This window comes from Marinihelvus fidelis, from assembly GCF_008725655.1.
GTDB lineage: Bacteria > Pseudomonadota > Gammaproteobacteria > Xanthomonadales > SZUA-36 > Marinihelvus > Marinihelvus fidelis.
The window spans coordinates 110,225-120,885 of sequence record NZ_VYXP01000006.1 but is presented as its reverse complement, the minus strand read 5'-3'; the positions used below and the strand labels follow the sequence as shown (position 1 = coordinate 120,885).

Sequence of the window (10,661 nt, the reverse complement as noted above, 5' to 3'; positions counted from 1 at the left end):
TTACCAGACCACTTCTGCCATCGAGCAGTTCAGGCCGGAGCCGATGCCCAACAGGGCGATCCGGTCGCCACGCTTGACGCGGCCCAGCTCGACGGCCTTGGCCAGCGCGATGGGCACCGAGGCGGGGCCGATGTTGCCGAAATTCGGGTAGATGCGCTGTACCCGCGTCGGGTCCAGGCCCAGCAGTTGCACGATGGCCTCGGTGTGCACCTTGCTGATCTGGTGAATGATGAACTGGTCCAGCTCTTCCGCCACCCAGCCCATGGCCTTGCGGGCCACGCCGAAGGTCCCGGTGGCCAACTTCAGGCCCTCGGTGAGCAGGGTCTTGGTGTCGGTGACCATCTTGTCCATGTTGCCACGGCACAGGTGGCTGAACTCGGTGGCCGCGCGGGTGATGCTGCCGCGGTAGGTGTGACCTTCCGGGGCCAGGTCGGCGCGCGACATGACCATGGCGGCGGCGCCGGATCCCAGCGTCAGCGACGCGAACTCGGAGCGAAATTCCATCTCGGTGATTTCCGGCTGCAGCAGGCGGGAAATGGTCGACTCGGTGATCGGGCCGCTGGTCTCGCCATTGACGATCAGCGCGTAGCCGATCTCACCGCGTTCGATCATGCGTGCGGCGATGTCCATGCCGTTCAGGAACGCCAGGCAGGCGTTGCCGACATCGAAGTTCACGCATTCCGCGGCCAGGCCCAGGTTGCCGTGCACGATGCAGGCCGTGGACGGCTCGAGGAAATCGCGGCTGACCGAGGTATTGATGATGATGCCGATGTCCTTGCGGTCGACGCCGGACTCGTCCAGCACCTTTTCGGCGGCCAGGGTGGCGGCGTCAGAGGGCTGCGTGCCTTCGTCCCAGACGCGGCGTTCACCAATACCGGACAGCTCTTCGAGCAGGTTCTTGCGGATGCCAAGGCGATCCATTGTGGGCGCCAGGCGATCGGAAATTTCGTCCGAAGTCAGGCAGTTAGGGGCCTCAACGGCGGCAAGTGAGTGAACGGCAACGTTTTCGAAGAGCATGTCTGGGGTCTCGCAAGGGGTGGGTAACACTACTGCCCATTTCGGGTCGAATCAAGCATAAATGGGGGCGGCCTGTTTCGCTTCAAGCCTTCTGTGACGCCATTCTACTAGGTACACGCGGTCGGATTGGTTAGACTGCGGACGACGACAGGGCGCGAAATCCCCGCTAACGCCACCGGCGCCAGTACCCAATGAGCGAAGAATTGACGCCAGATTACCCGGAATTCCAGGCCCGCAGCCTGCCGTTGCGCGACCTTGAACTGCCGGACGCCGGTGTCGCCCACCTGTGGTTCATGGACCTGGTCGAACTGGGCAACCCGATGGACCCGGCCACCGGCATCGACCGCGCGCGGTTTACCCCACCCCAGCAACGCACGCTCAGGCGGTTCTACCTGCGCCTGTTACTGGGCGCCTACATGGGCCTGCCCGGCAAGGACGTATCCATCTCCCGCGCCGTGCGTGGCAAACCAGTGCTCGACGCCGGGGTGCACGAGCCCGTACTCGATTTCTCACTGGCCGCCAGCGACGGCTGCTGCCTGGTCGGCGTCACGCGTGGCGGGCTGATTGGTGTTGACCTCGAACTGGTGGGGCGCAAGGCAGGCAAGCCGATGTCCCTGGCGCGGCGGTATTTCAGCGCGGCAGAGCAGGCGGAACTGGGCGCCATCGACACGGCCCACCAGGACGAGGCCTTCCTGCATGCCTGGGCCTGCAAGGAAGCGGTGGTGAAGGCCGCGGGCCATGGTATCGCCAACCGGCTGTGCCGCTTTACCGTGAATGTCAGCCCGGCACTGCCGCCGGCGATCACCGCCATGGATGACGATGACCCCGCGCAATGGCAAATGGCCGTGTTCCGCCCCGGCGAGCGGCACCTGGGCGCGATCGCGGTGCGCCAGGAGACCCTCCGGCTGGAGGGGTTTCGGCTGGGTAGGCGGGAGGAGTAAGGAGGTAGCAGAAAACCTCTCTTCGAAGGAGCCCTGACGCCTTACTCCTCCCTCTTCACTTCTCCCACCTACCCGCGCCGCGCCGCGCGCAGAAACATCAACCCGGCCAGCCCCATCAGCCCCAGGCCGAGCACCGACAGGCCGTTGATGAACCAGGGCCCGGTTTCCAGCCCGGTGAGTAGTGCGCCGGCGATACCAATCGCGCCGGCGCTCAGGACCGACAGCGTGCGCCGGTGCGAGATCTCGTGTTCGGCGCGCAGAGAGGCCAGGTCGTCGGAGGTGATGCGGGTGGTGAACTTGCCGTGGTTGGCGGCCTTCAGGTAGTCATGCACCATGCCCGGCATTTCCGGGAACTGCGTCAGCCACTTGGGAATCTTGTCGCCAATGTCCCGGATGGCGGTCAGCGGGTTGTTTTTCTCCAGCATGATCCGCTCGAGTTCGGGTTTGGCCACGCCCCAGATGTCCAGCTCCGGGTACAGCTCACGGCCGATGCCCTCGATGTTCAGCAGGGTTTTCTGCAGCATGATCAGCTGTGGCTGGATATCCAGGTCGAAGCGACGCGCGACCTGGAACAGCTTCATCATCAGTTCGCCGAACGAGACCTCGTTCAGCGGCCGGGTGAAGTTGGGCTCGCCCACGGTCCGCACCGCCGACTCGAGTGCGTCGATGCGGGTATCGGCCGGCACCCAGCCGGCGTCGATGTGCAGCTGCGCCACGCGACGGTAGTCCTGGTTGAACAGCGCGATGAAGTTTTCCGAAATGTAATAGAGGTCGTCCGGCGAGAGGCTGGCGACGATGCCGAAATCCAGCGCGATGTAAGACGCGTTTTGCGGGTCGCTGGCGTCCACCATGATGTTGCCGGGGTGCATGTCGGCGTGGAACAGGTTGTCGCGGAACACCTGCTGGTAGAACACGCGGATGCCGCGGTGCGCGAGCTGTTTCAGGTCGACACCCAGGTCACGCAGGCGTTCGGTGTCGCCCACCGGAACGCCCTCAACCCGTTCCATGACCATGATGCGGCGCTTGGTGTATGGCCAGTGGACCTCGGGGACATACAGGTCGTCCGAGCCGGCGAAATTCCGCCGCAGGTTGGAGGCGTTGGCGGCTTCGCGCTGCATGTCGAGCTCATCGAAGATAAAGGCCTCAAACTCGGCGACGATCTCCCTGGGGTGAACGCGCTTGGCGCCGTCCCAGTAACGGTCGGCCAGGCCGGCGATGTACTTCAGCAGGTCGATATCGCGGCGCAGGTCGTGCTCGATATCGGGGCGCACCACCTTGACGACGACTTCGCGGCCGTCATGCAGGGTCGCGGGATGAACCTGGGCGATGGACGCCGAGGCCAGGGGTTCGATATCGAAATGGCTGAAGACCTCGTCCACCGGCCGGCCCAGCGCTTTCTCGATGATGTCGCGGGCCTGTTCGCCCGGGAAAGGCGTCACCCGGTCCTGCAGTAGCGACAGTTCATCGGCCACGTCGCGTGGCAGCAGGTCGCGGCGGGTGGACAGGATCTGCCCGAACTTGACGTACACGGGGCCCAGTTCCTGCAGCGCCAGTCGCAGGCGCTCACCGCGCGGTTTCGAGGCATTCGAGCGTGCGCCCGGCACCAGTGCCAGTACCCAGCGCATCGGCCGGTACAGGTGCGTGGCATGCAGCAGGTCGTCCAGGCCGTAACGGGCGAGGATGGTGCTGATGCGAAGCAGGCTCAGGAACTGGCGTGTGGCGTTGATCACGTGGCCTGCTCCATGCGCCGCAATCGCGCGGACAGGCGGCCGACGCCATCGCGCAGGTCGTCAACGGCGTCGGTGAACTCGCCCAGCGCCGCGCGATCGACCACCAGGCCGGATTCCTCGCGCAGGTAGTGACCGGCCTGCTCCGCGGCACCGCTTGCGGCCTGCCTGGCCGCGGCCGAACCGCGCCGGAGCCCGGAGGCGATCTGGAAGCCCAGGGTGTCGCCCAGGAACGAGGCCAGGGGGGCCTCCCAGTTGATATCGAGCTGGCGGAAAAACTCGCCCAGGTCGCGCGCCAGGCCGGCGTCGCCGGCGATGGTCACACCCGAGCCGGGCAGGCCCCAGCGCTCGCCACCGGCCATCGAAAACAGCGCGGAAGGCGTGCCGGTGACGGTGGTGTCGGGGTCTCTTTCGGCGTCCAGGCCGACATTGACGGCGCCATATTCGAAGCCCAGGTACAGCGTGATGCCCAGGCCGTCCAGGACCACCGCCAGCAGTCGGCCATCCAGCCGGCGCAGCCGTTCCTGGCCGGTGGGGTCCATGCCGATGGCCTGGTTCAGGCCTGACTCGACCAGCGCGGCCAGCATGGCTGGCAGGGGTGTGCGGTAGTCAGTCACGGCGCCCCCGGTGAATGGCGACGATGCCGCCGGTCATGTTGCGGTAGGTGACCGCGCCCAGGCCGGCGTTTTCCATCATCTGCGCCAGTTCGCGCTGCGGCGGGTGTTTGCGGATGCTCTCGGCCAGGTACTGGTAGCTGTCGGCGTCGCCGGCCACCAGTTTGCCCATCATGGGCAGAAAGCTGAACGAGTAGGTGTCGTAGAACTTCTTCAGTGGCTCGGCGCGCACCTCGGAGAACTCCAGGATGTGAACCCGCCCGCCGGGCCGCAGCACACGGCGCATTTCGCGCAGCGCGGCATCCTTGTCGGTGACGTTGCGCAGGCCAAACGCCATGGTCACGGCGTCAAAGGACTTCGACGCGAACGGCAGGCTTTCGGCGTTGGCCAGCGCGTAGCGGACATTCGCCACGATCCCGCGGTCATCCAGGCGCCGGCGGCCGACGCCCACCATCGATTCGTTGATGTCGCTGAGCACCACCTGGCCGGTGCCACCCACGCGCTTGCTGAGCAGGGCGGCGATGTCGCCTGTACCGCCGGCCAGGTCCAGCACCCGGTCACCCGGGTTGATGCCGCTGGTGTCGACGAAGTGGCGTTTCCACAGGCGGTGAACGCCCATCGACATCACGTCGTTCATGATGTCGTAATTGCCGGCTACGGAGTCGAAAACGCCCCGTACCATCCGGGTCTTCTGCCCCGTGGGCACTTCGCTGAATCCGAAGTGCGTGGTCTCGCCTTGCTGTTCGTCAGTCGGCATAAGATTTGTTCCTGCTGTCTGCCGGCTATTGTAAGGCCTGACGTGCGCCCTGCGGGACGTGCGTCACCGGCTCAGAGGATGTAACGGCTGAGGTCTTCGTTGCCGGCCAGTGCGTCCAGGTGTTCGTCAACATAGGCCGCGTCCAGCACGATCTTTTCGCCCGAGCGATCCGGCGCCTCGTAGGAAATCACGTCCAGCAGCCGCTCCATGACGGTGTGCAGCCGGCGGGCGCCGATGTTTTCCGTGGTCTCGTTCACGCGGAATGCGATCTCGGCAATGCGGCGCACGGCATCGTCGGAGAATTCCAGGTTCACGCCCTCGGTATCCATCAGCGCACGGTACTGCTGCGTCAGCGACGCGTCCGGCTCGGTCAGGATGCGGGTGAAGTCGTCGGCATCCAGCGCGCGCAGTTCAACGCGGATGGGCAGGCGGCCCTGCAGTTCCGGGATCAGGTCAGACGGCTTGGCCAGGTGGAACGCGCCGCTGGCGATAAACAGCATGTGGTCGGTCTTGATCATGCCGTAGCGCGTGGACACGGTGCAGCCCTCGACCAGCGGCAGCAGGTCGCGCTGAACGCCCTCGCGGCTGACATCCGCGCCGGCATACTCCGAACGCTTGGCTACCTTGTCGAGCTCGTCGATAAAGACGATGCCGTTCTGCTCGGCGTTCTCGAGTGCCAGCTGCTTGATCTCTTCGTCGTTGACCAGGCGGGCTGATTCTTCCTCGATCAGCAGCGGCAGCGCGTCGGCGATCTTCATCTTGCGCGACTGCTTCTTCTGGTTGCCCATGGACTGGAACATGTTCTGCAGCTGGCTGGCCATTTCCTCCATGCCCGGCGGCGTCATGATCTCCACGCCCATCTGCGCCGACACTTCGAACTCGATCTCCTTGTCGTCGAGCTCGCCGTCCAGCAGCTTGCGGCGGAATTTCTGTCGCGTGGCGGAATCGGATTCGGTGTCCTCGGTCGGCTCGTTGGCAAAGCCGACGCCCTGGCGCTTGGGCAGCAGGATGTCCAGGATGCGTTCACGCGCGGCATCTTCGGCGCGTGACTGCACGCGGCCCATGGCCTGCTCGCGGGTCATCTTGTAGGACATGTCGACCAGGTCACGGATGATGGCTTCGACATCCTTGCCGACGTAGCCCACCTCGGTGAACTTGGTGGCTTCGACCTTGATGAACGGCGCGTTGGCCAGCTGCGCCAGGCGGCGGGCGATCTCGGTCTTTCCGACACCCGTCGGGCCGATCATCAGGATGTTCTTGGGGGTGATCTCGTTGCGCAGGGCCTCGTCCACCTGCATTCGCCGCCAGCGGTTGCGCAGGGCGATGGCCACGGCGCGCTTGGCGTCCTGCTGGCTGATGATGTGGCGGTCCAGCTCCTGGACGATTTCACGGGGCGTCATCTGGGACATGTCAGTCGGTCTCCAGCGTCTCGATAATGATGTTGTCGTTGGTGTAAATGCAGATGTCCGCGGCGATGCCCAGCGAGCGTCGCACGATGGCTTCCGCGCCCAGTTCGGTTTCCGCCAGCAGCGCCATAGCGGCCGACTGCGCGAACGGGCCGCCGGAACCGATGGCGATCAGGCCGTTTTCCGGCTCGATCACATCACCGTTGCCGGAAATCAGCAATGAGTCGTTGGCGTCGGCGATGGCCAGCAGCGCTTCCAGGCGGCGCAGCATGCGGTCGGTGCGCCAGTCCTTCGCCATTTCGACGGCGGCGCGCACCAGGTGGCCGGAATGCTTTTCCAGCTTGCCCTCGAAGCGCTCGAACAGCGTGAAGGCATCGGCCGTGGCGCCGGCGAACCCGGCCAGCACCTGGCCCTTGTACAGGCGCCGCACCTTGCGCGCGTTATGTTTCATGACGGTATTGCCCAGTGTGACCTGGCCGTCGCCGCCCATGACCACGGTGTTACCGCGGCGGACGGAGCAAATGGTGGTGCCCCGATACTGTTCCACGTGTGCGTCTCCGCTTGTGTTTCGTGAAGCAATACATGGGGCGGGTGAGGCCGCAACGCAAGCCGCTCGCGTGGTGTGGTGCCGGCCTGGCAACCCCCGGGGCTCGCTCAAGTCCGTCCATGGATCGCTCATCGGCGGCATCCTTGCCGCCGAAGGCCCCGGTGCTTGCCAGGCCGGCACCACAAGGCGAAGCTGCTCCCGTCACGCGTCACCGTTGTTATGATGCGTGTTGGTGAGTGGTGTTGAGGGAAGGCCGTGGGGTTTGTGGGGGAGTTGGTCCGGTCGATTGTCATGCTGGGGTTGCCGGTGGCGGCGTTGACCGTGTTCGTCGTGGGCTGGGGCGTTCGTGGCGGACGGTTTGATGGCCTGGAAGAAGTGGGTGGGCTGGCCAAGCAGATCGAGGCCTTCGACAAGCAGCGCAAGCAGGCCAAGAAAGACGGCGAGAAACTGCCGCAGGAAAAAGGCCTGCATGGCCAGTGGGCCAAGATGGGCGGTGGGTTCTACGGCATGGTCGCGCTGTACACCTGGTTACGGATAGAATGGAGCGACGCGCTGGACTTCCTGGTCGCCCTGAAAGCCGTTTTCACGTTTGATATCGGCGGCATCATCCAGGCCATCATCAGTTTCTTCATCGAATCCATCATGAATTTCGTGGCCGCGGTCACCTGGCCGGTGTACTGGATCTCCAACTCGAACACCGCTCACCTTTGGGTCTGGTTCCTGGTCGGCTGGGCCGGCTACTGGCTGGGCCTGAAAGTCATCGGCCACGGGATCGCCGCCGGCTGGCCGGTGCTGCGGCGCGATCAGGACAGCGATCAAGAGAGCAAAACCGGGGATTAGTTTGTTGAGAACAGTTAGGCGCAGTGCTGCGTTAAAGGCTCAGGGATGAAGGCCAGTCAAATGATAAGAATAACGTTACCCATTGTTTTGTTTGCCATGACGGCACTGGTGCACGCCAGTTCCGAAGACCAGGACAGCGATGGTGTGTCCGATGGGCGCGACAACTGCCCTGGCGTCTATAACCCGGGCCAGGAAGACATGGACGGGAACGGTGTCGGTGATTTTTGCACACCGCAGAAGCACGAGAATTTCGTTCTCGAAGCGTTGTTACCTGCGCGGGTTGACTATGAAACCCGCGAGGGCTGCAACATGTTTCGGCCATGGGGCGACCGGCTACTGTTGACCGGTTATACACTGGCTTACGGCTGCGAGCTGTATGTTGCTGAAGGACCCGATGATCCACTCAGGCGCTTGACCGATGCCAATCCCGGTGTTGCCGGTGCATTCAATGCGGACACCTGGTTTACAGGGTTTGCCAATGGTGACGTCTACTATTTCGTCGCGGATGTTGGCGAAGGCCAACGGCAGTTGTGGCGGACTGATGGTGTCACAAGCGAGGCAGTAGAGGGCCTGGCGATTTCCGCTGGACACGAGGACGGCTGGATTTACAGCCTGAGAGCCGGCAGGCTCGGTGACTGGCGGTACTTTCTTGGGCAAACCGAGGCGCAGGGTAATGAGCTCTGGCGGCTTCGGGGCGAGCAGGTTGAATTCGTCAGCGACATCAATGCGGGGCCTGCCAGTTCCGGCGCTGACATGAGGCGGGCTTTCGAGTTTTCGGGCTGGCTCTATTTCTGGGCTGATGACGGCATCCATGGCAATGCCCTGTGGCGAGCGCAGGGTGGGAATGCCGAGCTGTTTCATGACTTCTCGCAGGTCGGTGAAACCGCTGGCCTGAGCACGCCTGACATCCGTGGTTCGCGCCATGGGTGGTTCCCCGATGGGCATGCCGCTCACGGCGGAAGAATGTACTTCATCGTGGAATTATCCACCGACTCGGGCACCACCTACCGGCTCTGGTCAACCGATGGCGAGACCCTGCGCCCCGAGGATACCGGTAGCGTCGAACTGATGCAGGACCATTTCCTGGTGTCGCTGGACAATGGCGTCACGTTGAATCTGCACAACGCGTTCACCGAGACCGGGCACGCGATTCACCTGCTCAGGGATGGGGCGTGGGTTCCGGTTGGCAGCCTGGTCAACCAGCCGGTGGGGACGGATTGCTGTCGTGTCCAGATCCAGCTGGATGGGGCGTTACTGTTCGAGATTCATGGCCAGGTTCCGGGATTGCCAGCATCCTTCAGGTCGACCAATTTCTACCGGACAGATGGTCAAACCGTCACGCGTCTTGAGCATGAAGGCGAGACTCCGGATTTCCTGACACGAATGCCGCGGCTTGACCTCGCATCAAAGCCATGGGTGCCTGATGAGGCCGGTCAATCCGTATACCTGTCCCTTTCAGCGTTTGAAATCGGGGCCGAGGTGTCGCCGACGTCTCCGCCGCCGCTGGTGGTCCGGGTGTCCGCCACAAGCAGTTCTGTTATTCCGGTGGATATCGAAGAGCGAAACTCGCGCCTCGATAAAATCAGGCTATTTACGGCGGCACACCATACCCTGGGGTATTCGGGGACTGAAATTTTCGCGCTTGATCATGATGTCGCAGTACCGCTGGATGCCGGGTGGCCGTCTGGCGCCGAGGGTGGGGAGCTCACAGTTTCCTATAATGACCACAGAATCGGGCAGGGCACAGCCTCCGTATTGATGAGAGACTACGTGCCGGGCAGTCCGTACCAATTGTGGGGCTGGCAGTTCGATCGTTTCGGGATGTTCGAGACGGCCATCGGGCGAAAAGTGAGCGAGGTCATGGGTCGGCCGTTTGAACACCGCGGCGCGTTGTACATGAACACCCGCCATCACGATGGGTCATCCAGTCTTTACCGTTGGCATTACGGGCAAAAGCTCGAGGTACCCGTCGCCTCAGACATGACGGGCACCTGGTACGACCCGGCGACATCGGGGCAGGGGTTTGTGATGCACCGCTGGAACGACCGCTCCAGCGTGATCAGTTTTTATGGCTTCGAAGACGATGGCCAGCCACTTTGGCTAATTGGGGTTGCGGGCGATGACGTGGCGCCTTACCGGCGTGGCAAGGTGACGCTGGAAGTCGCCCAGGGTGGGCGTTTTGGAGCATTTGACCCCGGATCCGTTGAACAGGAATCCTGGGGGACGCTGGATATCGAGTTTCATGACTGCTCCACGGCAACGGCGACCCTGGAAGGAAAATCCGGAACGCAGACGTTGCAGCTGGTCAAGTTGCTCGGCCTGGAGGGGCTGGCATGCCAGGGCAGGATCGCGCCATCGGCTGCCATCGCCGGTGTGACGGGCACCTGGTTTGACCCCGCTACTTCGGGGCAGGGTATCGTGCTTCACGCCGTCAACGAGAATGAAATGGTTGTTAGTTTCTATGGGTTTTCGAATGACGGGCGGCAACGCTGGTTGATCGGGCACATCCGTACTGCGCTGGATTTTTCCGCGCCCATTGACGTGGCAATGAGCTACTCGACGGGTGGGCAGTTTGGCGGATTCGACCCCGCCGGGATCAGTACGATTCCCTGGGGAACGCTCAGCATCGAGTTCGAAAATTGCACCACGGCAATCGCGACGCTGGACGGCGAGGATGGCGAACAGACACTTGAGCTGACCCGACTGGCAGGCCTCGACGGTGTTGACGCAGGCTGCCCCATCGAAGCGCCGTAGCGCCTAAACGGCATCGCCACTGGCTGGCCCACCCTCAAACACGACATCGAGTAAGCTT

9 protein-coding genes are annotated in these 10,661 nt (G+C 63.4%); 3 read left to right on the top strand and 6 right to left on the bottom strand.

From position 1 onward, the window contains the following. Window positions 1-1,017, bottom strand: a complete 1,017-nt coding sequence (locus F3N42_RS10885) for a 3-oxoacyl-ACP synthase III (protein WP_150864497.1) — start codon at window positions 1,015-1,017, stop codon at window positions 1-3. 191 nt (window positions 1,018-1,208) lie between these two features. On the opposite strand from F3N42_RS10885, the gene F3N42_RS10880 reads away from it, so the two are divergent. Further along, a complete protein-coding gene (locus F3N42_RS10880) occupies window positions 1,209-1,958 on the top strand; it encodes a 4'-phosphopantetheinyl transferase family protein (RefSeq protein ID WP_150864496.1) in 750 nt (249 codons plus the stop codon). A 68-nt stretch (window positions 1,959-2,026) separates the two neighbouring features. On the opposite strand, the gene ubiB is transcribed toward F3N42_RS10880, so the two are convergent. The 5 genes from ubiB to hslV all read right to left on the bottom strand — a co-directional run bounded on the left by ubiB (window position 2,027) and on the right by hslV (window position 7,009). After that, a complete protein-coding gene (gene ubiB / locus F3N42_RS10875; RefSeq protein ID WP_224784862.1) occupies window positions 2,027-3,688 on the bottom strand; it encodes a ubiquinone biosynthesis regulatory protein kinase UbiB in 1,662 nt (553 codons plus the stop codon). Next, window positions 3,685-4,302: a ubiquinone biosynthesis accessory factor UbiJ gene (locus F3N42_RS10870; RefSeq protein WP_150864495.1), complete on the bottom strand. Its 618-nt coding sequence runs from the start codon at window positions 4,300-4,302 to the stop codon at window positions 3,685-3,687. The genes ubiB and F3N42_RS10870 overlap by 4 nt, the downstream gene beginning before the upstream one ends. Further along, entirely contained in the window at window positions 4,295-5,056 is a 762-nt protein-coding gene (ubiE, locus tag F3N42_RS10865) for a bifunctional demethylmenaquinone methyltransferase/2-methoxy-6-polyprenyl-1,4-benzoquinol methylase UbiE (RefSeq protein ID WP_150864494.1), read from the bottom strand. The genes F3N42_RS10870 and ubiE overlap by 8 nt, the downstream gene beginning before the upstream one ends. Window positions 5,057-5,127: 71 nt before the next feature. Beyond that, window positions 5,128-6,465: an ATP-dependent protease ATPase subunit HslU gene (gene hslU, locus F3N42_RS10860; RefSeq protein ID WP_150864493.1), complete on the bottom strand. Its 1,338-nt coding sequence runs from the start codon at window positions 6,463-6,465 to the stop codon at window positions 5,128-5,130. Window position 6,466: 1 nt separating this feature from the next. Beyond that, window positions 6,467-7,009, bottom strand: a complete 543-nt coding sequence (gene hslV / locus F3N42_RS10855) for an ATP-dependent protease subunit HslV (RefSeq protein WP_150864492.1) — start codon at window positions 7,007-7,009, stop codon at window positions 6,467-6,469. A gap of 291 nt (window positions 7,010-7,300) precedes the next feature. Here hslV and F3N42_RS10850 point away from each other — a divergent pair, with 291 nt between their 5' ends. Both F3N42_RS10850 and F3N42_RS10845 read left to right on the top strand, forming a co-directional pair. After that, window positions 7,301-7,849 carry a hypothetical protein gene (locus tag F3N42_RS10850; protein ID WP_150864491.1) on the top strand — a complete coding sequence of 183 codons (549 nt, stop codon included), beginning with the start codon at window positions 7,301-7,303 and terminating at the stop codon, window positions 7,847-7,849. 45 nt (window positions 7,850-7,894) lie between these two features. Next, entirely contained in the window at window positions 7,895-10,603 is a 2,709-nt protein-coding gene (locus F3N42_RS10845) for a thrombospondin type 3 repeat-containing protein (RefSeq protein ID WP_150864490.1), read from the top strand. Window positions 10,604-10,661 lie beyond the last annotated feature (58 nt).

Coding starts and splice junctions, on each gene's coding strand:
- F3N42_RS10885 (WP_150864497.1), bottom strand. CDS start 1,017: ATGCTCTTCGAAAACGTTGCCGTTCACTCACTTGCCGCCGTTGAGGCC.
- F3N42_RS10880 (WP_150864496.1), top strand. CDS start 1,209: ATGAGCGAAGAATTGACGCCAGATTACCCGGAATTCCAGGCCCGCAGC.
- ubiE (WP_150864494.1), bottom strand. CDS start 5,056: ATGCCGACTGACGAACAGCAAGGCGAGACCACGCACTTCGGATTCAGC.
- hslU (WP_150864493.1), bottom strand. CDS start 6,465: ATGTCCCAGATGACGCCCCGTGAAATCGTCCAGGAGCTGGACCGCCAC.
- F3N42_RS10850 (WP_150864491.1), top strand. CDS start 7,301: ATGCTGGGGTTGCCGGTGGCGGCGTTGACCGTGTTCGTCGTGGGCTGG.
- F3N42_RS10845 (WP_150864490.1), top strand. CDS start 7,895: ATGAAGGCCAGTCAAATGATAAGAATAACGTTACCCATTGTTTTGTTT.